General features: G+C 55.6%; 22 protein-coding genes. 4 read left to right on the plus strand and 18 right to left on the minus strand.

What is annotated here, in order from left to right; genetic code table 11:
* Positions 1 to 10 precede the first annotated feature (10 nt).
* The 5 genes from fabD to yceD are packed head-to-tail and all read right to left on the minus strand — an operon-like array spanning position 11 to position 3,680.
* On the minus strand, positions 11 to 931 hold the full coding sequence (gene fabD, locus AC2D8U_RS18090; protein ID WP_484620478.1) for an ACP S-malonyltransferase: 921 nt from the start codon (positions 929 to 931) through the stop codon (positions 11 to 13).
* Between the two features lie 25 nt (positions 932 to 956).
* Positions 957 to 1,919 (minus strand): beta-ketoacyl-ACP synthase III, encoded by a 963-nt coding sequence (locus AC2D8U_RS18095; RefSeq protein WP_484620479.1) that lies wholly within the window; start codon positions 1,917 to 1,919, stop codon positions 957 to 959.
* 6 nt (positions 1,920 to 1,925) lie between these two features.
* Entirely contained in the window at positions 1,926 to 2,951 is a 1,026-nt protein-coding gene (plsX, locus tag AC2D8U_RS18100; protein WP_484620480.1) for a phosphate acyltransferase PlsX, read from the minus strand.
* A gap of 10 nt (positions 2,952 to 2,961) precedes the next feature.
* Positions 2,962 to 3,132: a 50S ribosomal protein L32 gene (gene rpmF / locus AC2D8U_RS18105; RefSeq protein ID WP_484620481.1), complete on the minus strand. Its 171-nt coding sequence runs from the start codon at positions 3,130 to 3,132 to the stop codon at positions 2,962 to 2,964.
* Between the two features lie 17 nt (positions 3,133 to 3,149).
* Entirely contained in the window at positions 3,150 to 3,680 is a 531-nt protein-coding gene (yceD, locus tag AC2D8U_RS18110) for a 23S rRNA accumulation protein YceD (RefSeq protein ID WP_484620482.1), read from the minus strand.
* A gap of 203 nt (positions 3,681 to 3,883) precedes the next feature.
* Between yceD and AC2D8U_RS18115 the strand changes: the two genes are divergently transcribed.
* Positions 3,884 to 4,486 (plus strand): Maf family protein, encoded by a 603-nt coding sequence (locus AC2D8U_RS18115; RefSeq protein WP_484620483.1) that lies wholly within the window; start codon positions 3,884 to 3,886, stop codon positions 4,484 to 4,486.
* Between the two features lie 90 nt (positions 4,487 to 4,576).
* Here AC2D8U_RS18115 and AC2D8U_RS18120 read toward each other — a convergent pair whose 3' ends face one another.
* Positions 4,577 to 5,227, minus strand: coding sequence for an HAD family hydrolase (locus AC2D8U_RS18120; RefSeq protein WP_484620484.1), 651 nt, complete (start codon positions 5,225 to 5,227; stop codon positions 4,577 to 4,579).
* Positions 5,228 to 5,229: 2 nt separating this feature from the next.
* Positions 5,230 to 6,204 carry a 23S rRNA pseudouridine(955/2504/2580) synthase RluC gene (gene rluC, locus AC2D8U_RS18125; protein WP_484620485.1) on the minus strand — a complete coding sequence of 325 codons (975 nt, stop codon included), beginning with the start codon at positions 6,202 to 6,204 and terminating at the stop codon, positions 5,230 to 5,232.
* 558 nt (positions 6,205 to 6,762) lie between these two features.
* Between rluC and rne the strand changes: the two genes are divergently transcribed.
* Positions 6,763 to 10,230, plus strand: coding sequence for a ribonuclease E (gene rne, locus AC2D8U_RS18130; protein ID WP_484620486.1), 3,468 nt, complete (start codon positions 6,763 to 6,765; stop codon positions 10,228 to 10,230).
* A 94-nt stretch (positions 10,231 to 10,324) separates the two neighbouring features.
* Here the strand turns inward: rne and AC2D8U_RS18135 are convergent, their stop codons facing one another.
* The 5 genes from AC2D8U_RS18135 to AC2D8U_RS18155 all read right to left on the minus strand — a co-directional run bounded on the left by AC2D8U_RS18135 (position 10,325) and on the right by AC2D8U_RS18155 (position 14,328).
* Positions 10,325 to 10,762, minus strand: a complete 438-nt coding sequence (locus tag AC2D8U_RS18135; RefSeq protein WP_484620595.1) for a low molecular weight protein-tyrosine-phosphatase — start codon at positions 10,760 to 10,762, stop codon at positions 10,325 to 10,327.
* 54 nt (positions 10,763 to 10,816) lie between these two features.
* Positions 10,817 to 12,526, minus strand: a complete 1,710-nt coding sequence (locus AC2D8U_RS18140; RefSeq protein WP_484620487.1) for an ATP-binding protein — start codon at positions 12,524 to 12,526, stop codon at positions 10,817 to 10,819.
* Positions 12,527 to 13,066 carry a heme NO-binding domain-containing protein gene (locus tag AC2D8U_RS18145; protein ID WP_484620488.1) on the minus strand — a complete coding sequence of 180 codons (540 nt, stop codon included), beginning with the start codon at positions 13,064 to 13,066 and terminating at the stop codon, positions 12,527 to 12,529.
* Positions 13,067 to 13,085: 19 nt separating this feature from the next.
* Positions 13,086 to 13,994, minus strand: a complete 909-nt coding sequence (locus AC2D8U_RS18150) for a bifunctional methionine sulfoxide reductase B/A protein (protein WP_484620489.1) — start codon at positions 13,992 to 13,994, stop codon at positions 13,086 to 13,088.
* A 124-nt stretch (positions 13,995 to 14,118) separates the two neighbouring features.
* Positions 14,119 to 14,328, minus strand: coding sequence for a hypothetical protein (locus AC2D8U_RS18155; protein ID WP_484620490.1), 210 nt, complete (start codon positions 14,326 to 14,328; stop codon positions 14,119 to 14,121).
* A gap of 209 nt (positions 14,329 to 14,537) precedes the next feature.
* Between AC2D8U_RS18155 and queD the strand changes: the two genes are divergently transcribed.
* Positions 14,538 to 14,903 (plus strand): 6-carboxytetrahydropterin synthase QueD, encoded by a 366-nt coding sequence (queD, locus tag AC2D8U_RS18160; RefSeq protein ID WP_484620491.1) that lies wholly within the window; start codon positions 14,538 to 14,540, stop codon positions 14,901 to 14,903.
* 37 nt (positions 14,904 to 14,940) lie between these two features.
* On the opposite strand, the gene queE is transcribed toward queD, so the two are convergent.
* The 6 genes from queE to AC2D8U_RS18190 all read right to left on the minus strand — a co-directional run bounded on the left by queE (position 14,941) and on the right by AC2D8U_RS18190 (position 20,309).
* Positions 14,941 to 15,612 carry a 7-carboxy-7-deazaguanine synthase QueE gene (gene queE, locus AC2D8U_RS18165; RefSeq protein WP_484620492.1) on the minus strand — a complete coding sequence of 224 codons (672 nt, stop codon included), beginning with the start codon at positions 15,610 to 15,612 and terminating at the stop codon, positions 14,941 to 14,943.
* A 107-nt stretch (positions 15,613 to 15,719) separates the two neighbouring features.
* On the minus strand, positions 15,720 to 16,016 hold the full coding sequence (locus AC2D8U_RS18170; RefSeq protein ID WP_484620493.1) for a cytochrome c3 family protein: 297 nt from the start codon (positions 16,014 to 16,016) through the stop codon (positions 15,720 to 15,722).
* A 210-nt stretch (positions 16,017 to 16,226) separates the two neighbouring features.
* On the minus strand, positions 16,227 to 16,541 hold the full coding sequence (locus AC2D8U_RS18175) for a cytochrome c3 family protein (protein WP_484620494.1): 315 nt from the start codon (positions 16,539 to 16,541) through the stop codon (positions 16,227 to 16,229).
* 165 nt (positions 16,542 to 16,706) lie between these two features.
* The gene (htpX, locus tag AC2D8U_RS18180) at positions 16,707 to 17,579 is read right to left on the minus strand and encodes a protease HtpX (protein WP_484620495.1); all 873 of its coding nucleotides are present in this window, start codon (positions 17,577 to 17,579) and stop codon (positions 16,707 to 16,709) included.
* 401 nt (positions 17,580 to 17,980) lie between these two features.
* A complete protein-coding gene (locus AC2D8U_RS18185) occupies positions 17,981 to 18,868 on the minus strand; it encodes an aspartoacylase (protein WP_484620496.1) in 888 nt (295 codons plus the stop codon).
* A 505-nt stretch (positions 18,869 to 19,373) separates the two neighbouring features.
* Positions 19,374 to 20,309: a polyprenyl-phosphate transporter gene (locus tag AC2D8U_RS18190; protein ID WP_484620497.1), complete on the minus strand. Its 936-nt coding sequence runs from the start codon at positions 20,307 to 20,309 to the stop codon at positions 19,374 to 19,376.
* 597 nt (positions 20,310 to 20,906) lie between these two features.
* On the opposite strand from AC2D8U_RS18190, the gene AC2D8U_RS18195 reads away from it, so the two are divergent.
* The gene (locus tag AC2D8U_RS18195) at positions 20,907 to 21,293 is read left to right on the plus strand and encodes an MAPEG family protein (protein ID WP_484620498.1); all 387 of its coding nucleotides are present in this window, start codon (positions 20,907 to 20,909) and stop codon (positions 21,291 to 21,293) included.
* The last annotated feature ends 1 nt before the right edge of the window (position 21,294 follow it).

Here is a 21,294-nt window from a genome sequence, read left to right on the forward strand (position 1 = left end):
CCCTAAATGGTTAGGCTGACTGCAGAGCAGCCGGTGTATTCACGGCGGCCGCAGACAGGGACTTGTTAATCCGTTTTGCCAGACCGGTCAGGACTTTACCCGGACCGCACTCCAGCAGATTTTCAACGCCGTCCGCCGCCATGGCCTCGACAGTTTCTGTCCAGCGTACAGGGCAGTACAGCTGGCGTACCAAAGCCTCTTTGATCGCATCGCTGGACTCGGCCTTGGCCACATCCACGTTGTTGATCACAGCAATTTCTGGTGCGTTAAACTCAATTTCCTGCAGTGCCAACGCCAGCTTTTCAGCCGCCGGTTTCATCAGCTCACAGTGGGACGGTACACTGACGGGCAGAGGCAGTGCCCGCTTGGCACCGGCTTCCTTACAGGCGGCACCAGCGCGCTCTACGGCCTCTTTGTGCCCAGCAATCACCACCTGGCCCGGGCTGTTAAAGTTCACCGGAGAGACCACCTGGCCTTGGGCACTGTCGGCGCAGGCTTTGGCAATGGCATCATCATCCAGGCCAATGATCGCGGCCATCGCACCGACACCAGCAGGAACCGCTTCCTGCATCAGTTGACCACGCAAAGCGACCAGTTTAACGGCGGCTTTGAAATCGATCACGCCGGCACAGACCAGGGCCGAGTACTCGCCCAGGCTGTGACCGGCCAAAACGGCCGGTGCCGCGCCGCCGTTTTGGCGGTAGGCTCGCCAGATCGCCACAGAGGCGGTCAGCAGCGCAGGCTGGGTGTTGTGGGTCTCGTTCAGCACTTCAGCAGGACCTTCCTGCACCATCTGCCAAAGATCGAAACCCAGGGCGTCAGACGCCTCGGCAAAGGTCTCCTGCACTACAGGGTATTCACCGGCCAGATCGGCCAACATGCCAACGGATTGGCTGCCCTGACCCGGGAAGACAAATGCGGTTTTGCTCATGATCTAATTCCTTGAAACGGAGAATTCAGTATTTCACCACGGCGGCACCCCAGGCGAAGCCGGCACCAAAGGCCTCCAGCAACAGGGTATGTCCACGCTGGATCCGGCCATCACGCACAGCGATATCCAGGGCGATTGGCACGGATGCAGCCGAGGTGTTGCCATGATGCTCCAGGGTCAGGATCACCTGCTCCATGGGCATCTCCAGCTTCTTGGCCGTGGCTTTCAAAATACGGTAGTTGGCGTTATGGGGCACCAGCCAGTCAATGTCACTCTTGGCCATATTATTGGCTTCCAGAGCTTCTCCTACCACCTGTGACAATCGGGTCACGGCATGGCGGAACACCTCATTGCCTTTCATCACCAGGTAATCATCCTGACGGGGCTCGGGGCATTTACTGCGGCTAGGCATCGCAGTTTTCAGCAGATCGCCCTGACGGCCATCGCTGTGGATATGCGTAGAGAGGATCCCTGGCTCCTGGCTGGCACCAACCACGGCGGCACCGGCACCATCACCAAACAGGATGATGGTCGTACGATCATCCGGATCACACTGACGAGTCAGCGCATCGGCACCTATCACCATGATGTTGCGACACTGGCCGGATTTGACAAACTGATCGGCCACCGAGAGGGCAAACAGAAATCCACTGCAGGCCGCCGACACATCGAAGGCTGGGATCCCATTCACCCCCAGCAGGGCCTGGATCTCACAGGCGGCCGCCGGGAAGACATTCTCAGCACTGGTGGTACCGACAATGATCATATCGAGCTGTTCGGCATCGATCTCTGCGGCTTCCAGCGCCTTGAGCGCGGCCTGATGGCCCATGGTGCTGACCGATTCATCGGCAGCCGCGATCCGGCGCTCACGAATACCGGTACGCTCCAAGATCCATTCATCGCTGGTGTCGACCATGCGTTCCAGATCGGCATTGGTGCGCACCAGGGGAGGCAGATAACTGCCGGTGCCCAAAATTTTTGTATGCATAGAAGACTAAGACTTATCCATTAATACCGACTCGAGCCGGTCCTTGATCCGCCGTGGCACCTGCCGCTGTGCTTCGACCATCGCTTCTTCAATTGCGCGATAGAAAGCGCCAGTATCGGCGTTGCCATGACTCTTGACCACAATACCGCGCAATCCTAACAGACTGGCACCATTATACTGGTCGGGGTTCATCTGACGGTTAAGGCGACGCAACCGCCCTTTCAACAACCAGGCCAGGGCGCGAGCCAGAAGACTGCCTTCGATCCCCAGTTTAAGCTGCTGCACCAACAAGCGGGCGATCCCCTCAGAAGCTTTGAGCGTGGCATTTCCAACAAAACCATCGCAGACAATCACATCAACCGCCCCAGTGAAGATCCCATCACCCTCGATAAAACCTCGATAGTTCAGTTGGGGCGTCGCTTGCAACAGTTGTGCAGCCTGTTGAACCTGGTCATTGCCCTTGATCTCCTCCGCCCCGACGTTGAGCAGTGCCAAGCGTGGCTGAGGGCGTTGGCCAACACACTCGGCCAGTACCGAGCCCATCACGGCAAACTGGAACAGGGTTTCGGAATCACACACCACATTGGCGCCAAGATCCAGGAGATAGACAGGATGTTCAGTCAGGGTGGGCAGACGTGCGACCAGAGCTGGTCGGTCAATACCAGGGAGGGTTCGGATCACCACCTTCGCCATCGCCATGAGAGCACCGGTATTGCCAGCACTGACACAGGCGTCAGCCTGGCCGTCTCGCACCAGATCAAGTGCCAGCCGCATCGAGCTTTGCCGACGAGTGCGCAATGCCTGAATGGGGCGTTCAGACATGGGAACCACCTGCTCGGCATGGAGCAGTTGGAGGCGAGGATTGTCAGATGCGTTGTGCTGGTGAAGCTGCTCACCAACCGCGATACGATCGCCAACCAGTATGATGTTTAGGTGGGGATAATGCGACAGTGCCTGCAAAGCTGCAGGCACTGTGACATGGGGGCCATGATCGCCCCCCATTGCATCTAACGCAAGGGTTAGATTAGACAAGCTGGTAACCTTACAGGTTGATTACCTTCTTGCCACGGTAGAAACCGTCAGCAGTAATGTGGTGACGCAGGTGCTTCTCACCGGAAGTCGCGTCAACAGACAGCTGTACGTTGGTCAGTGCATCGTGAGAACGACGCATACCACGACGGGAACGGGTTACTTTGCTTTTCTGTACGGCCATGGCCCCAATCTCCTAGTTTAATTTCGCTTAAGAGTTTCTAACACCGCGAACGGGTTCTTCGGACGCTCATCAGCAGGTTTGGTGTTAATTTCACCCACAACCACATCTCGGGACGCCATAGTGCAGTCGTCAGTATCGTGGCCAGCCACGATAGGAAACGCCAGCAAGATCTCGTCTTCGATCAGTTGTTGTAGATGCACCTCACCATTTTCGTCGAGTTCGACTGGCTCATAAGCATCCGGGAGCTCATCTATCTGTGAATCATCAGTCACAGGGCTGAATGCGAATTCAACCGCGACAGGATGCTGATAAACTTCCATACAACGTTGACATGTCAGAGTGAGCTCCGTCACAGCCTTCCCCTTGAGGTAGACTATCCCCTGAACATCGACGCCGCATTCCACGGAAACATCAACTTCCTTGCAGTCGCCGGCACTGGCTCCATTGACACGCTTCATCACCTTCGCCGGAATGTTTCCATCATAACGAAGTTGACGTTGGGCGGATCGGGCTGGATTCAGCGTAACCGGTATTCGTACTTTCTGCATAGGCCGCGCATATTATCGGGTGTGCCTACGGGAGTCAAAACAAATTTGGCCCCCACAAAGCCCCGGCTGAAGCCGGTTTGACGATCATAGCGCAAGCTTGCAGAAAGGATCCACAAGACGGGGCTTTTTACGTCTTTGGCTTGGTGCTGTCAATGCGCTTTGTTAACCTTTGCAGCCAACCTCAACTCAACTGTTTTTTTACTATGCATAAGCAGCTTATCCTTGGCTCTACCTCGCCCTTTCGCCGTGAGATCCTGACCAAGCTCGGCCTGAGCTTTGACTGTGATAAACCCCAGGTGGATGAAACGCCGCAAGCCGACGAAACACCACAGGCCCTGGTCGCTCGACTGGCCGAAGCTAAGGCCCGGGCCGTCGCCGCACGACATGCCAACGCTTTGGTCATTGGTTCAGATCAAGTGGCCGTAGTCGACGGTCAGATCCTCGGCAAACCCGGTAGCCATGACAAGGCAGTGGCCCAACTGCGCGCCGCCGCGGGTAAAGCCGTCACCTTTTATACCGGGCTGAGCCTGGTTAATAGTGACAGCGGCGTGGCGCAAACCCGGGTCGAACCCTTCCAGGTGCATTTCAAAGCACTGAGCGATGCCCAGATAGAGGGCTATCTCCTGGCGGAAACCCCATACAACTGTGCGGGAAGCTTTAAGAGCGAAGGGTTGGGGATCATGCTGTTTGACCGCCTCGAGGGACGAGATCCCAACACCCTGATTGGTCTGCCATTGATCACCCTAGGGGAGATGTTGGCCGAAGAGGGGATCGACGTACTGCTCAGCCAAAGGCCCAAGTCATAGCGGCAAACCTCAGCACAGCCCCGGGGCTACCACCAGGTCACCCCGAGGCTCATCAAGGATTAGCCCCGGGGTGCGGGAGGTGATAAAGGCTCAATCAAGCCAATCGAGCAGTTCCAGGGGACGATCGATCACCGCCCGCGGCGATGCCGTCAGCAGTGCCTCTCGCTCCCCCGCACCGTAGCTGACGCCTATGGCATCGGCCCCGGCCCGCCGGGCCATCTCCATATCGAACCAGGCATCACCCACCACCAAGGTGCGCTCGGGTGATACCCCCGCCTCCTGGCATAATTCCAGCACCATATCGGGGTGAGGCTTGGAAGCCGTGTCACTGGCACAGCGCGTGTAAGGAAAGAAAGGCCGTAGCCCGGAGCTGTCGAGTACCCGTTCAAGGCCGTGACGGGCCTTTCCTGTGGCGACCGCCAGGGTATGACCCCGGCTGCGGATCTGATCCAGCAACTCAGGGACACCCTCAAACAGAGGGGCCGGAACCGCCTCACTTGCCAGATAGTGATTGCGGTAGCTGTCCCGAAAACGAAGCTTGTCGGCCTCGCTGATCTGAGGTGCCACCCGTTCAATACAGGCTTCCATCGACAAGCCAATCAGGCTTCGGATGGTGTTGACGGAGGCCACCGGCAGTGCCATCTGACGGGAGGCGGCCTGCCAGCTCTCAACGATACGGCCTACCGTATCCATCACGGTGCCATCCCAATCAAAGATCACCAGTCCATAGTGTGTCGACATCCTTAAGCTCCTTTTAATCCTTTCAATACCTTGATCAACTTAGGCTCCAAAGGTGCCTCCAGCTCTATGGTGGTCTCCTCCACCGGGTGGGTAAACTTGAGACGGAATGCATGCAAGAACAGCCGATCGAGGCCAGCCTTGCTCATCCGCTGATCGAACTCCTGATCGCCATAGCGTTCATCACAGGCAATAGGGTGGCCGGCGTGTTGAGTGTGAACCCGGATCTGGTGGGTGCGCCCAGTTATGGGACTGGCCTCCACCAGCGTCGCTTCGGCGAAATTTTGCATGATGCGAAAACGGGTTTCCGATGGCTTGCCTTTATCGGAGACCACCACGGCGCGGATCCCCGTGGTCTGCTCGAGTTTCAGCAACGGCGCCTGCACAGCCCGACGCTTCGCCGTCCAGTTCCCCTTAACCAGCGCCAGGTACTGCTTGCGCATGGTCTTGGCCCGCAACTGATCCTGCAGGTGGCGCAGTGCCGAGCGCTTCTTGGCGATCATCAATAGGCCGGAGGTGGCCCGATCGAGTCGGTGCACCAGCTCAAGACTACGCTCCTGGGGCCTTAGCGCCCTTAGCGCCTCAATCACCCCGAAGTTGACACCGCTTCCCCCGTGGACCGCGATCCCCGAGGGTTTGTTGATCACCATCATCACCTTATCTTCATACACGATATGGTTTTCCAGTGCCGCGACCTTGTTGAGTTTGGCGCTGGGGAGGGCATCAGGCTTAGGCTCGGCGACCCGAACCGGTGCGATGCGGATCTGATCCCCATCACACAGCTTATATTCCGGTTTGATTCGTTTTTTGTTGACCCGCACTTCGCCTTTACGCAACAAGCGGTAGATCAGGCTTTTAGGCACGCCTTTCAAGAAGGTGATCAGAAAATTGTCGATGCGTTGGCCGGCGTGGTCGTCGGTAATGTCCACCCACTGAACTTTGGCGGATGTTTGAGGATCGGATACTTTCATGGCAAACATTGTACCCGCTATCGCCAAACAGCCCAAATGAAGTCGAAAGCCGATTGCCCGTATATTTCATTATTGCTATCCTTGTCGCATCGAACCGGTCAGCAAACGCGTTTACGCGCCTTGCTGCCATTCGACGGGGCAAGGGAACGCCAGACAGCTACGCAGTTTTAGTGAGTGTCTCGCACTTCTTCGTCAGGTCGATAAGCCCGCAGCTCGACCCTATTGCGGCCCGATCCAGACAACATAGGTCATTGACGAACCCTCCCCCCAATTAACGTACTTAAGGTAATTGTTACCGTTACAGGTTTGCCGGCAAAAACTCCGGCTTGAGAATTTTTACCAGGGCGCCCTCGGGCGACCTGGTGGTGTGATACCACACCAGACAATGAGGCCTACCAGGCAATAGAACATCTGCAGCTAGCCTGCAGCAGCCTGCTCTTGCGTATGGCGTTTTCGCCATCAGCCTTCCCTCCCCCCGTACCAGCCGTGAGGCTGTGAGCGCTTGTGGGGCGCGGGAGTCACAACCGTCATACCTGTGCGGTGACCGAAAATGGACTCAGTCACCCAATGAAAAGAATGCTGATTAACGCAACTCAATCCGAAGAGTTGCGTGTTGCACTGGTCGATGGCCAGCGCTTGTACGATCTGGATATCGAAAGCCCAGGTCACGAACAGAAAAAAGCCAACATCTACAAGGGGAAAATCACCCGAGTAGAGCCCTCCCTCGAAGCCGCCTTCGTTGACTATGGCGCCGATCGCCATGGTTTCCTGCCGCTGAAAGAGATCGCCCGCGAATACTTCATCAATCCGACCCAGAAAGGCCGCCCTACCATCAAGGAAGCGATCAAAGAGGGTCAGGAAGTGATCGTTCAGGTGGACAAAGAGGAGCGCGGCACCAAAGGCGCGGCCCTGACCACTTTTATCAGCCTGGCGGGCTCCTACTTGGTCTTGATGCCCAACAACCCTCGGGCCGGTGGGATCTCCCGTCGTATCGAAGGGGATGAGCGCAGCGAACTTAAAGACGCACTGTCCAAGCTGACCGTGCCTCAAGGTATGGGCCTGATTGTCCGTACTGCCGGGGTCGGCAAAGCCGCCGAGGAGCTGGCAGAAGATCTCAATGTGCTGCTGCATCACTGGGATTCCATTAAGCAAGCCGCAGAATCCCGTCAGGCACCCTTCCTGATCCACCAGGAATCCAACGTGATTGTCCGCGCCATTCGCGACTATCTGCGCAGCGACATCGGTGAGATCCTGATCGATCACCAACGTATTTTCGAGCAGGCCAAAGAGCATATCTCCCTGGTTCGCCCGGACGCGGTATCCAAACTGAAGCTGTACCAGAGTGAAGTACCGCTCTTTACTCATTATCAGATTGAAACTCAGATTGAGTCCGCCTTCCAACGGGAAGTGCGCCTGCCTTCCGGCGGCTCCATCGTGATCGATCCGACCGAAGCGCTGACCGCCATCGACATCAACTCCGCCCGTGCAACCAAGGGTGGCGATATCGAAGAAACGGCACTGCAAACCAACCTGGAAGCGGCTGACGAGATCGCCCGCCAGTTGCGCCTGCGCGATTTGGGTGGCCTGGTCGTGATCGACTACATCGATATGGGCCCGGTGCGCCACCAGCGTGAAGTGGAAAATCGCCTTCGTGATGCCGTACGCCAGGACCGTGCTCGCGTGCAGATCGGTCGGATCTCCCGTTTCGGTCTGCTGGAGATGTCCCGTCAGCGCCTGCGCCCTTCATTGGGAGAATCTGCGGCCAACCTGTGTCCCCGTTGTAGCGGTCAGGGCACCATCCGTGGCACCGAATCTTTAGCCCTGTCCATCCTGCGTCTGATGGAAGAGGAAGCGATCAAAGAGAACACCTCCCAGATCGAAGCCCAAGTGCCCGTCGATGTCGCCGCCTACCTGTTGAACGAGAAGCGTAAAGCGATCCGTATCATCGAGCAGCGCCACAAGGTCGAAGTGTATGTGATCCCCCATCCGCACATGGAAACACCGGCCTATAAGGTAGAGCGCCACCGCAAAGATGACACCATCGCAGAGGTTAGCTACAGCCTAGTCGAGCGCCCGGAAGCCAAACTCTACGAACCGCGCAAGCTGGAGCGTCAGCTAGGCGATAAGCCTGCACTGAGCGGTTTGGCCTCCCCTGCCGCAGCAGAAAGCAAAGCGACGCTGAAAAAAGAGACTGCCCCGGCGAAGAAAGATGGCCGCCAAAGCAGTCAGGAACGCAAAACCAAAACTGAACCTAAAGCCAAAGAGTCCGGCCTGCTAAGCCGTCTAGCCAGCGCCATCAAGGGGCTGTTTAGCAGTGAAGAGGAGGTTAAGCCTGAACCTAAGGGTCGCCGCTCCCAAAATCGCCGACGTGGCGAACGCCAAGAGCGCAGTGATCGCAACCGCCGCGGACGTCAACGCAATGAAAAGCGTGATGATGCCGAGAAAGAGCAACAACTGGAAGCGAACAAAGAACGCCGTCGTCAGCGTCGTGACCGCCGTGATCGTACCGATGAAGCCAAGAGCGAGCAGGGCGAACAGCGTAAAGAGGAAGGGCGCCGCAATGCACAGCGAGGCGAAGGCCGTCGTGGCGAACGCCAGGAAAGCCGTCGTGATGACAGCCGCCGTAACGAGCGTGAAGAGGGCCGTCGTGATGACAATCGTCGCCCTCAGCGTGAAGAAATCAGTCGTGACGACAATCGTCGCACTGAGCGCGAAGAAAGCCGTCGCGAAGAGCGTCAAGCCAAACAGCCCCGTGAGGAGCAACCACAGGTAGCCGACGAGCAAGTTGAGAAGCCTAAGCGTGAGCGCCGCAATCGTCGCCAGCTTGAGCGCTCTGTTCGCTTGGACAAGTCTGGTCAGACTAAGATCGATACCGTCGCGGCTCCAGAGACTGCTCCAGCCGAGCCGATGCAGTCCGTGCAATCGGTTTCAGCATTCGCTGAGGTCGAAGCCGAGGTTCAGAGCAAAGAGCAAATGGCTCAGCCGGTTAAAGGGGACGATCTGACTCTGACCGATAATGAGCGTCAGGCTCACCGTCGCTCCCGTCGCAGCCCGCGCCACCTGCGCGCCGCTGGTCAGCGTCGTCGTCGCATGCACCGCGACGGAGAGTCTCAGTTCGACAAGCCAGTGGCTCAAGAGAACGATCAGGATCCGATCAACGCCCGCTACCCTGAAGCTGAAGCTCAGCAGGAAGTACAGCTGCAGATCGACCTGCCAGCAGATGAGGTGAAAGAGGTTCAGGCCCCCGCCACCCAGGTCGAAGAAGCCAAGATCGAAGCGGCTCAGGTCGAAGCCAAGGTCGAAGAGACTCAGGTTGAAGCCAAGGTCGAAGAGACTCAGGTAGAAGAGACTCAGGTCGAAGCCAAGGTCGAAGCGACTCAGGTTGAAGCCAAGATCGAAGCGACTCAGGTCGAAGCCAAGATCGAAGAGACTCAGGTCGAAGCCAAGATCGAAGCGGCTCAGGTCGAAGCCAAGGTCGAAGAGACTCAGGTCGAAGCCAAAGTCGAAGCCAAGGTCGAAGAGACTCAGGTCGAAGCCAAGACCGAAGAGACTCAGGTTGAAGCCAAGGTCGAAGAGACTCAGGTCGAAGCCAAAGTCGAAGCGGCTCAGGTAGAAGCCAAGACCGAAGAGACTCAGGTTGAAGCCAAGGTTGAAGCCAAAGTCGAAGCGGCTCAGGTAGAAGAGACTCAGGTTGAAGCCAAGGTCGAAGAGGCTCAGGTTGAAGCCAAGGTCGAAGAGACTCAGGTCGAAGCCAAGGTCGAAGAAACTCAGGTTGAAGCCAAGGTAGAAGAAGCCAAGGTCGAAGAGACTCAGGTTGAAGCCAAGGTCGAAGAGGCCAAGGTTGATTCAGGCCGCAGTGGCCTGGTTGATCTGAGCCGCGGTGCCCAGTCCGAGATGACCACGCCTAAGGAGAGCGCTGAGCTCAAGCCTCTGGCTGAGGTCAAGGTCGCTGAAGTTGAAGCAGAGCGCAATGACTTTGCCAAAAACCGCTACAGCAGCATGGTCAACGCCAACATGACCCGTCCTACCGAATAATCGCGAGAGACGCAAAAAAGGCCACCCTATCGGGTGGCCTTTTTTATATTCTCTGTCACCTTTGGAGATCCAAAGCCAAAATGGTCAGCGCCTGTTAGTAACCACGGATCTTTTGCAGTAACTGCTCAGCCGATGTTTCGATCAGATCCAGCACGATTTCGAAGCCTTGCTCGCCGCCATAGTAGGGATCGGGCACTTCCAACTCCTCTCTATCAGACCACTGCAGGATCAACCCCAACTTGGCCCGCTCCTCATCACTTTTTGCCTGAGCTCTCAAATCTGCCAGGTTTTGATGGTCCGCAGCCAAGATCAGATCAAAAACAGCAAAGTCTCGGCGATGGAACTGTCGAGCCTGGATCCCCTTAAACGAGTAGCCTCGACGTCGACCTGCCTGTTGTGAACGTGGATCGGGCCCTTTTCCGACGTGATAATCTATGGTTCCCGCCGAGTCAATCAACACGTCGAGCCCCATCGCCTTTGCCTTGTGGCGAAACACCGCCTCCGCGGTCGGTGAACGGCAGATATTGCCCATGCAGACTAAAAGAATTGAACGAACGTGACGAAGTTGATGATCCGATTGCACCCTTTACTCCTGTATTTGACTGGGGAAGCTCCCCTTTTGCATCCAATGATCGATTTTCGCCAATAGGCCACGCTTTTGAAAGGGCTTATGCAAGACATCGTCCATCCCAGCCAAGCGACATTGGCGCATCGCTTCATCCGTCGTAGTGGCTGTCAAAGCCAGGATGGGCGCAGGATAATCCAGCTTACGTAGACGACGGGTACAGCTGAATCCATCCATCACTGGCATACGGCAATCCATTAAGATGAGATCAAACCTCACGCTCCGGCACAATTCTAGTGCCTCTTCACCATTATTCGCCAGGGTGATCTCATAACCGGCCTGCTCCAACATCAGTTTGGCAACCACTTGGTTTGCCTGAGTATCTTCGACCAAAAGAATGTGACCATGGCGCGCTTCCGGCACAGCTGTGGGCTGACCGTGATCATTTGCCACGCAGGGCTGAAGGGGGATAGTTAAGCGAAACTCGGTGCCTGTGCCTGGCTCTGACACCACCTCAATATCACTGTCCATCGCCTCACACAGATGATGGCAAATCGCCAAGCCCAAACCCGTGCCTCGGTGCTGGGCCGTCTCGGCCTGCGAAAATGGCTTGAAGATCTGGCTGATCAGGGAGGGTGCCATGCCGCAGCCGCTGTCGCTGACCACCAGTTTTAAAGCGCCTTGCTCCCACCGTCCCTCAAGCCTGACCTCCCCTTCGTCGGTGAACTTAATGGCATTGCCCAGTAGATTGAGTAACAGCTGACGCAAACGTACCGGATCGACCTCCAGCCAGAGAGGCCGGGGTCCCTGCCAATCAAACGTCAAGGCCAACGCCTTCTCCTGGGCGGTAGCCTCAACGGTCGTCAGACAGTCTTGTAACAACTGGTCGACCCGTGTCGGGCTGGGGCAGAGGGAAAAACGCCCCTCTTCAATCTTGGCGTAATCCAGTACATCGTTGATCAATGCAAGCAATCCCTGGCCCGACCGGTCGATGATCTCAAGCAGTTGCTTCTGCTCTGTCGATAACTCGCTCGCGAGCAACAATTCTGTACCGGCCAACATGCCATTGAGGGGCGTGCGAAGCTCATGGGTCACCGATGCCAGGAAACGGTAGCGGATCTGAGCCATCCGCTTGGTCTCCCTTTCCGCCTGTTGCATCTTGTAAAAAGCCCGAACGTTTGTCTGATAGCCCCTCAGACAGGCCAAAATGCTGTGCAGGTACCAGGCCTCGACCTCACCCCAGTTTTCCTCTTTCTCGCTTAGGATCACCAGGGCAAGTTTCTGCTTCTGATCCGCTATCCAGACACCGCTGTGCATTCCGTTATTATGCACTTCGGGGTCGCCGCAACTAAGAGTTTGCCACTCCTGCTCCCGCCAGGGATCGGAATGCGCTTGATCTCGTCCTAGCCACTCACCTTGCCAATAGATCCAGACTTGCCCACTGGACAACACCTCCAGCATCACGTCACGCAGATTTAATATGGCCTGACGGGCCTGGCGGAAGGAACTGTCCAGCAACAGGGTATAGATCCGGTTCAAGGTTCCTTCATAAAAGCGTCTACGGGCTAACTCCGTAGACTGATCGGCCAGCAAAGAGCTTTGTTGTTCATTCGCTCGGATCAGGGCTCGATTGGCCTCATACAACTGCTCACTGCGTACCTCTAGCATCTGCTCTGCAGAAAGGCGGGCCTGGCGCTCACGTTCACAGCGCCGCTGCCAATCTATCCCCATTTAGTCACGCTCCAGTACGAAACGGGCTTCTGTGCCATCCGGTGCCAACAGCTCACACTGTACCGTAAGCGACTCACCAAACTGAGCCACGCAACCCAGGATCAGTCCATGGGCCACAGCGTACATACCACGGTGACTCAAATAGCGCATCACAAGGCGCTCTGCAGTATGCTCATCAAACTCCAGAGTTGGGGGAGCGGCTTTATCATACAGTTTGCGGACATGACGATGGATATCGGATTCCACCTGGTGCAAAAAATCAAACACCCCTCTGTAGTTCGCCAAATCCAGATTATGAGATGCCACCAGGCGAGAAAACAGAACCTTGCCAAACGCCAATTGCAAGTCCTCTTCCGGCACCTGAACCAAATCGGATAAAACCGCAACCAGGCCGATGATCTCTTTATGAGGATAATCACCAACCGCCGTGTAGGCGCCACCACTGGCCGGGTGCGCCTGTTCCAACATCGCCTCGGTGATCTCCAGACCAAACTGCCTATCGACCAGATCAAGAAACTCGGTGTAGATCATTCCTTTCATACCTGCTTCCTCTGCCCGTTTATAATTTGGATATATCGATACGATCCGAATACTTCCCTGCCAGCTTTATCAACTTTGGTTTGATGTTCAAAGCACAATAGGGTTGCTCGCTGTTTTGGTTAAAGTAGTCCCGATGGCCCGGCTCTGCCGGATAAAAAGTTGAGGCTTGACGGATCTCCGTCACCAAAGGACCCAGGTACTGGCCCGAAGCCGTTAGCCGGGCTTTGTAAGCCCGTACCTGTTGTAGCTGATCATCATCCTGGCAAAACACCACACTGCGATACTGGCTTCCCCTGTCAGCACCCTGCTGGTCTTCACTGGTCGGATCATGGCAGTCGAAAAACAACTCCAACAGTTGGCCAAAACTGATGATGCTTGGCTCATATTCCAGCCGGATCACTTCAATATGGCCACTGTCACCCCGACAGACGCTGGCATAGTCGGCCTGTTCCGCCGTACCACCACAATAGCCACTGCAGACCTTCCTCACTCCCCTGACCCTTTGAAACAAGGCTTCGAGGCACCAGAAACATCCCCCGCCAAATATTGCCGTCGCCACTTTTTCCTGGGAGTTGGGTAAAAAGTCCATGGCCAAGGCATTAACACAATGCCGCACATTTTTCGGCGTTAACCGCTCCCCTTCGAATAGATGCCCCAGGTGCCCATTACAGGCAGCACACACAATCTCGGTGCGGCGACCATCCGGATCCTGCCGACAACGGATCGCCCCCTCCATGGCATCATCAAAAGCCGGCCAACCACATCCACTGTCAAACTTGTCTTCAGACCGATAGAGGAGTGCCTGGCAGCGACGGCACCGATAGTGCCCGGGGCTATCCAGGTAGAGAAAACGTCCGGAGAAAGGCTTTTCCGTTGCCTGCTGCTCCAACACACGTTGTTCTTCTTGATTCAGGGGGAGGACTTTCATGGCAATCTCCTGATAGGGATAGTGCCAAGATAGCAATGAGAATGGATTGCGGACAAGTTAGAGCAGTATCCGTCGCAGGTCGTTAGTCCCAAGATAACAAAGGGGCCTTGCGGCCCCTTTGTTATTACTTCGCTTCCTTCCGCCAGCCAAACTGGCCCATGCAGCGATCAAAGCGCTCGTTAAAACCGGCCTCGGCCGGATCGATGCGTCGATTACAGAAGTCCCTATCCGTCATAAAGCCCTGCGTATCTTTGCTGTCGTGTACCCAGATGGCTTCCGGGCCGCCACAACCAACAAGTACAAAGGTTACCAAGGCCAATAGCGTTTTTTTCACATTTTTCTCCTGCATAGGGTGATAGGGACAGACCCATCATTTCTACCGGATCATGTCAGCTCGGTCCAATCGTTTATAAAACGGAAAATACCATTGTTTTTCCGAATCGAATAGCCTTCGAGTGCGATTATAGGAGGGCTGATGCAAAGATTGTCAGGGGCCTGACACCGTGGCACACTGCCGCGCTGAATATTCATGAGGTAAAGGCCATGGCCACTGAGATCTACAAAGAGTTTTACTTCGAAGCCGCCCATAAATTGCCCCACGTCCCGACGGGGCACAAATGTGGACGCTTGCACGGGCACTCCTTCAAGGTTCGTATCGCGATCAGCGGAGAGGTGGATCCCCGCACCGGTTGGATCATGGACTTCAGTGATCTTAAGGCCGTATTTAAACCCATCTGGGAGCGCCTCGATCACCACTATCTCAACGACATTCCCGGACTGGAGAACCCCACCAGTGAAGTGTTGGCCCGCTGGATCTGGACCGAACTGAAACCGGATCTCCCTCAACTCAGCGCGGTTGAGATCATGGAAACCTGCACATCCGGTTGCCGTTTTACCGGTGATGCCTGATCGCGAAAGGGCAGCCCAAGGGCTGTCCTCTCAGCCGTTAATCGATGGCCAGGTATTTATGCACCTGCGCGGATAACCGCCAGTTATTGCGGATACACTGCTCAATGCATAGTGCAGTGGCTCTGGGCCGTTGACTGATCGGTTGTAGCGCCACCACCCGCTTTGGATTATCGGGTAAGCCCGAAAGCAAGGCGTGCAAATTATCGATGTGAACCTGGGTCGCCACCGGATACTTAATCTCATCGGCCCGCTCCAGTGCCTGAGGGCACAGATCCAGTCCCCCCTTCATTCCCTCTTTCGGCGAAACCGTCACCCAGCAAGCCGATGAGGTCCGGATCTCAAAACAGCCAGACGTTTCAATTTGGCACTGCCAACCCTGCTCCTCCATCGCCTGAGTCAAAGCACGCAGATCATACAGGCACGGCTCACCGCCCGTGATCACCAGATGACGGGCATGGTAGGTCCCCCCCGTTAGGTGTTCGACCAACCGAGCTAAGGGCCAGTCGCTCCACTGCACCTTGTCACCAGAGAGCCCGATCACCTGATCAGGTTCGACCCGATCGGATTCGTTACACGACCAAGTATGTTTAGTGTCGCACCAGGCGCATCCCACTGGGCACCCCTGCAAACGCAGGAATACCGCCGGCACGCCAGTATGGACGCCTTCCCCCTGCAGGGTTTCAAAGATCTCGTTAACTGGATACTGCATTGCTACTCCGTAAAGACGGCACCATTTTAGACAGACCGGACCCGAATGAAAATCACCAGAGACAAAAACGCCGGCCCAAAGGCCGGCGTTTTATCAAACAGCCTGTCTTAGTGACAAGTGTCGCAGCTCGCGTTGGCGTCAGCACCGGACTCCTGCTCGTGCGCAACGTGGCAGTCGTTACAGTTCAGCATGCCGTCGTGCTGTGGGTGCGGTGTGTCCATATCGGTCATACCACCGTGACACGCAGCACACTGCTCAACTTCGTGGGCCAGATCGGCAGACGGCATACCGTCTGCGTGGCAGGACTCACAACCGGCCATGTCGGCGTGGTTGTCAGCGATAGAAGCGGCGGCACCAAAGGCCATACCGATACCGAAAACGGCTACCAGCAATTTTTTGAACATATTCTCATCCTCACACATATGAACCCCGGCTCAGTACAGGACTGCTCAAGTGCTAACCTAAGACACCGGGGGCTGCGCGAACTCTATCAGGATGGCTAAGTATAAACCGTTGCTTGGATCTCAGTTTCTTGGCTAAACCGATAATTTTTAAGCGTTTGCGGAACCAGATTCAAAAAAGCCGGCGCAAACGGCCGGCTCAGAGTAACCCCTTTAGGGCGTTCGGCCATCATCATGGCAATCATCACAGCCAGGTGCCTGGCCCACCTCCATATCATGAACATTGTGACAATCTGAGCACATCAACATGCCGTCATGGACCGCATGATGATCACCATCCAGGTCGGCCATACCACCATGACACGTGGCACACTGCTCATTCTCATAGGCAAAATCACTCGAAGGCGCCCCCTCTTCGTGGCAGGACTCACACCCCGCCATATCTGCGTGCATGTCCGCCAACAGGTCGGCGGCCCCGGCCCCCAGAGGTAGACTCAACCCCAATACCACTAACCACCACTTCTTCATCACTTACTCTCCCGCTCCGGCAACAGCGCCATTTTTGCAAACAATCTCACAAAACTAGCTCACCCTGAGACACTTCTCAATTTCTAGCGCCTTTCACCCTGTCCTATCTTAAGCAAGATCAAAAAGGGCGGCCCTCGGGCCGCCCTTACGTCACTTTCGACAGATTTACGCCCCGCGACGCAGGGTATCGATGCGCTGCTCAAGCGGCGGGTGGGTCATCAGCAGTTCAGACATGGATTTCTTACCGCTGATCCCAAATGCCGCCATGTTTTGCGGCATGCTGCTCTCGTGACCGTGACGCAGACGCTCGAGTGCCGCAATCATCTTTTCACGACCCGCCAGGGCCGCACCGCCCGCATCGGCCTTGAACTCACGCTGACGAGAGAAGTACATGACGATGAGGGAAGCCAGCATACCAAAGACGATCTGCAGGATCAGATCCACCACAAAGAAGGTCATGCCACCGTAGTTTTCGCCCTCTTCGTCGTTGCTCAGGGCACCGCTGACCAGACCGGCGATCATCTTCGCCAGGAAGATCACAAAGGTGTTCACCACGCCCTGGATCAGCGCCATGGTCACCATATCGCCATTGGCTACGTGGCTGACCTCGTGAGCCAACACCGCTTCCACTTCGTCACGGTTCATGCCGTACATCAGGCCAGTGGAGACCGCCACCAGGGAGTTGTTTTTACTTGGCCCGGTTGCGAACGCATTCATCTCCGGCGCAGAGTAGATGGCCACTTCCGGCATCTTGATCCCTGCCTGCTGGGCCTGACGGGCCACGGTGTCCATCAACCAGGCTTCGGTTTCATCGCGCGGCTGCTCGATCACCTGCAGACCCATGGACTTTTTAGCCGACCATTTAGAGATGGCCAGGGAGATGAAGGAGCCGCTCATGCCAACCACCACGGCGACCATGGCATAACCGGTCACACTGTGATATTGAACCCCAAACACAGAGAACAGGATGGACAAGACAACCCAGAACACCACCATGACAGCCAGGTTGGTCAGAATAAACAGAAAGATGCGCTTCATTTCTTCTCCTAAATTAGCACCACAGCGCCAAGACGCTGCTATGTCACAGATCATCGGGGCGACCCGATCCATTTTCAAGATGCAAAAGGTGAACTTCTGTATGAAGATATTTCAGGAGGAAGAACAAACAGCCAATCGTATCAGAACGTTGAACACGGAGTGACGGCGCGCAACATCAGGAAACAACCAAGCTACATCCCTGTTGAGGCACAGCACCTCTTCCTGCGGTAACTAGAGCGATAAAAAAGCCGCCCTGGGAAGGCAGCTTTTTATAGGTCGGAACTGGGATCCGAACAACACGCAAACTCAGTATATGTCACTTATTCAAGACAACAACTACCAGATGTTGTGCCATCAGATCTCTTCGCTATATATAAATAACGAATCGTTCTCTTAATCCATCAGTCGCGGCTCGACAGGATCACCTTCTGTGCCGTCGAGAAGGCATTATGGCTGTCGTAATACGCCGCTTCGTTGATAAAGTGCGGGTAGACTGGCTCCTCACCGTCAAAACATCCCACCTCACCATCGAAATACTGGAAAATAGGCTCACCCGGATGCAAGAGCTCAAAGTCAGCACCTTCTAAACGCTGATGAACCATGGCCAGTGGCCTGCCCTGGGGATCCAGTGGCAGACGCACTGTTTCCAGGTAACGATAGGCTTCCACTCTTTCTGGCAACTGAGGCAGATCTCCCGCTAGTTCCAAAGCGGTATAGTCCAGGATCAGAGCGACCATTCTCTCCATCTGCTCCAGTACATCCTGACGCAGCACGGACTGAGGTTGAGGCCCCACCTCCACCATCACCCCCCGCTTACCAACACTACAAAGGTACCCCCACTCCTGCTGAGGTTTGGCATCTTCGAGCAGGATCACGGCCTCATCCATCCGCGCCTTCACATAGGCGGCCAACTGGCGCGACCAGAGACTCGCATCCAGCAGGATCAGTGTTGGGCCCATATTACTGGTCGTATTGTGTAGATCGATCACCAGATCGGTTTTGGGATCCCGTTTGGGACCCAATTGACGATCCAGCGACTTGGCCAGTAAGGCTTCATATTCACGAAGTTCAGGATCCGCTAAGCGGGCAGGTTCAAATTGTCGATTCAGATCCAGTTCCAGATAACGACGATTCGCTTGATTGGCGTTGGGGTTGGCCCAAACGGTGGATACGGACAATCCTGGACGACACAATGATTCCGGATTGAGCCGCCACTGTTTCACCAATTGGATCCCTGAAAATTCGTTGCCATGGGTGCCCCCCACGATGGCGACCTTGCTCAGAGCCATGGATTCATTCCCTTAACGTGATTATTTAGTCGTGCATTTTGACTTACCATGCAGACCGAGCACAAGTTCGACTTGGCTAACTGTCGATATTTCAAGCAAAAGCCAAAACTTGGCATGTAAAAAGGTTACCCACAAAATCTGGTAGCAACTCTGTGGATAACTCATTCCTTTCCCGTCGCAGCAGCCTCTCATGGCTGCGCTTTTTTTGTTCAACCTCTCCCCTGATAAAAAGGACAGGGCAGATGGCTGTGCCAGCATTGAGCTAACAAGCTCATCGTGGCACAAAAGTTCCCTTTTGTGGGCCTTATGATCACCGCCGACTCTAACCAAAGCCCGGCAAAGAGGCGCGCGACGATCACGGATAAAGCCGTCAACTAGCCCTCATCAACACCAAAGGTCATTGGCATAACTGAAGCAATGCGCCTTATCTTCGCGTGCGCTGTCGGCTCAGTCTAGGTCCCCTGAGGGAGGGCTGATCTACTTCACTAATGATCCACCCAAGCGCTTATGCCTCGTCCGCTTTCCGCTCCTGACCGGCGTAACGCTCCAGACCCCACACCAGACCAACTCCGAGCAGCATCGCCGCCAGAGCCACCATGATCTGAGCCGATTCACCACTGACCGATTCAAAGCCCCAGGGGGTTAACGCCTGCTCAGTCAAAGGAACTGTCACCCCCTTGGAGTCTATCCGTGTGGTCAAAGCCACCTTCCAAGGCCAGACCTTATTAAGTGTACCCAGCATCAGGCCGCACAGAAACGCCAGAGTCAGGGAACGAAAACGTGACAAGAGGAAGGAGAGCAGATGGGAAAAGCTCAACAGGCCCAATACACAGCCACAAGCAAAGACAGCCAGGATAGACAGGTCAAATCCCTTAACGGCCCCGATCACCGGACCATACATCCCCAGCAACAGCAGAATAAAACTGCCGGAGATCCCCGGCAGGATCATGGCACAGATCGCCAGCATACCCGCCAGCAAGATATTTACTGTCGTCGGCTCCAGGGCCAGGGGATGGCTGACCGTCAGCAGCCAAGCCAAAAGAAATCCTACAATGGCAGCACCGGCCGTGCCCAAGTCATGCTCTGGGATCTGCCGTGCGATATGGATCAATGAGATGGTAATAAGGCCAAAGAAAAAGCTCCACAAAGGGATGGGGTGGGCCTCCAGAAGGTAGGAAATCAACCGGGCAAGCGACAGGATACTGGTGCCTATCCCCAAAAACAGGGTCAACAGGAAACTGCCACTGATATGCTGCCAGGTCGCCACCATGCCCTGTGTTCGAAAGTGCCGCCAAAGGCTAGGATTGATCCGACGGATACTCTCCAGCAGTCGATCATAGATCCCACTGATGAAAGCGATGGTACCACCGGAAACGCCCGGTACGACGTCCGCCGCCCCCATGGCCATACCTTTAAAAAACGTTCTAAAATCAATGTTCATGAAGATGAAAATAATACTTTTTGGTGTCGACGAGTATATCCATTTTCTTCCCCAGGCACCTCCTTACCATTTGCTTTGACAGCACCCCTCGACGTGACACAGGTCACAGCACCACCTCGGCAACATGCGCCACACCTCACTTTTGTTCATTCATTAGCAATAGTTCGAGCAATTTGCCACCATCTGGTTATTCTGTATCCATTCGCCCACGCCGGAACCTTTAGGGGAAGGGACCGACATAATCAACAACTAGGCGAAAGTACATTACGCCGCTGCAAGGACTTTGCAGCGGCTTTTTCTTACCCAAAATCCGGACCGGTGCGACTTGCGTCACACAACTAAGCACTCAGAGTGAACTTCTCCACAAATTCACAATCGCAGCGCAGTTTTGTCAGACTTTCGACGCCGGGTTGGATATTCTGACGCTATTCGCCACCCAGTGTGCCTTTTAGGGGAAAGACACACTCTAACCAAAATTAAAGGCGAAGCGTTTATTGCCGCTGCGGTCTCGATCGCGGCGGCATTTTTCTATCCAAAGCAAACCTTTTTTTCCATCCGCATCCTACACTTAGCGCACGTTAATCGACGGAGTGTACTATGCCCACCATCGTCCTCATCCTGCTGGTGCTCGCCCTGCTGCCCTATCTGCTGGCCGCCTACAACGGCTATTTCAAATGGCGCACTCAGGGGGGCATCGACATGCACCACCCGCGCCTTCAGGACGCGGGGCTCAGTGACAAGGCCCACCGAATTGCTGCCGCACAGCGCAATGCCTGGGAGGCGCTGGGCTTCTTCTGCGCCTGCCTGCTGGCCGCCACGCTGCGGGGCGCCGATCCCCACAGCCTGTTTCTTCCCGGGCTGCTGTTTCTGATCACCCGCCTGCTCCACCCCATGTTCTACATCGGAGATCTCCCGCCGGCACGCTCCAGCGTCGTCGTGCTCGGCCTGGGCTGCGGGATCTACCTGGCGCTCTGGGCGGGCTGAC

This window comes from Ferrimonas sp. YIN67, from assembly GCF_057219095.1.

What these genes read in the sequence shown, in the direction of transcription:
- fabD (WP_484620478.1), bottom strand. Translation starts at nt 931, where the DNA reads ATGAGCAAAACCGCATTTGTCTTCCCGGGTCAGGGCAGCCAATCCGTT.
- AC2D8U_RS18095 (WP_484620479.1), bottom strand. Translation starts at nt 1,919, where the DNA reads ATGCATACAAAAATTTTGGGCACCGGCAGTTATCTGCCTCCCCTGGTG.
- rpmF (WP_484620481.1), bottom strand. Translation starts at nt 3,132, where the DNA reads ATGGCCGTACAGAAAAGCAAAGTAACCCGTTCCCGTCGTGGTATGCGT.
- yceD (WP_484620482.1), bottom strand. Translation starts at nt 3,680, where the DNA reads ATGCAGAAAGTACGAATACCGGTTACGCTGAATCCAGCCCGATCCGCC.
- AC2D8U_RS18115 (WP_484620483.1), top strand. Translation starts at nt 3,884, where the DNA reads ATGCATAAGCAGCTTATCCTTGGCTCTACCTCGCCCTTTCGCCGTGAG.
- AC2D8U_RS18120 (WP_484620484.1), bottom strand. Translation starts at nt 5,227, where the DNA reads ATGTCGACACACTATGGACTGGTGATCTTTGATTGGGATGGCACCGTG.
- rluC (WP_484620485.1), bottom strand. Translation starts at nt 6,204, where the DNA reads ATGTTTGCCATGAAAGTATCCGATCCTCAAACATCCGCCAAAGTTCAG.
- rne (WP_484620486.1), top strand. Translation starts at nt 6,763, where the DNA reads ATGAAAAGAATGCTGATTAACGCAACTCAATCCGAAGAGTTGCGTGTT.
- AC2D8U_RS18135 (WP_484620595.1), bottom strand. Translation starts at nt 10,762, where the DNA reads ATGGGCAATATCTGCCGTTCACCGACCGCGGAGGCGGTGTTTCGCCAC.
- AC2D8U_RS18140 (WP_484620487.1), bottom strand. Translation starts at nt 12,526, where the DNA reads ATGGGGATAGATTGGCAGCGGCGCTGTGAACGTGAGCGCCAGGCCCGC.
- AC2D8U_RS18145 (WP_484620488.1), bottom strand. Translation starts at nt 13,066, where the DNA reads ATGAAAGGAATGATCTACACCGAGTTTCTTGATCTGGTCGATAGGCAG.
- AC2D8U_RS18150 (WP_484620489.1), bottom strand. Translation starts at nt 13,994, where the DNA reads ATGAAAGTCCTCCCCCTGAATCAAGAAGAACAACGTGTGTTGGAGCAG.
- queD (WP_484620491.1), top strand. Translation starts at nt 14,538, where the DNA reads ATGGCCACTGAGATCTACAAAGAGTTTTACTTCGAAGCCGCCCATAAA.
- queE (WP_484620492.1), bottom strand. Translation starts at nt 15,612, where the DNA reads ATGCAGTATCCAGTTAACGAGATCTTTGAAACCCTGCAGGGGGAAGGC.
- AC2D8U_RS18170 (WP_484620493.1), bottom strand. Translation starts at nt 16,016, where the DNA reads ATGTTCAAAAAATTGCTGGTAGCCGTTTTCGGTATCGGTATGGCCTTT.
- AC2D8U_RS18175 (WP_484620494.1), bottom strand. Translation starts at nt 16,541, where the DNA reads ATGAAGAAGTGGTGGTTAGTGGTATTGGGGTTGAGTCTACCTCTGGGG.
- htpX (WP_484620495.1), bottom strand. Translation starts at nt 17,579, where the DNA reads ATGAAGCGCATCTTTCTGTTTATTCTGACCAACCTGGCTGTCATGGTG.
- AC2D8U_RS18185 (WP_484620496.1), bottom strand. Translation starts at nt 18,868, where the DNA reads ATGGCTCTGAGCAAGGTCGCCATCGTGGGGGGCACCCATGGCAACGAA.
- AC2D8U_RS18190 (WP_484620497.1), bottom strand. Translation starts at nt 20,309, where the DNA reads ATGAACATTGATTTTAGAACGTTTTTTAAAGGTATGGCCATGGGGGCG.
- AC2D8U_RS18195 (WP_484620498.1), top strand. Translation starts at nt 20,907, where the DNA reads ATGCCCACCATCGTCCTCATCCTGCTGGTGCTCGCCCTGCTGCCCTAT.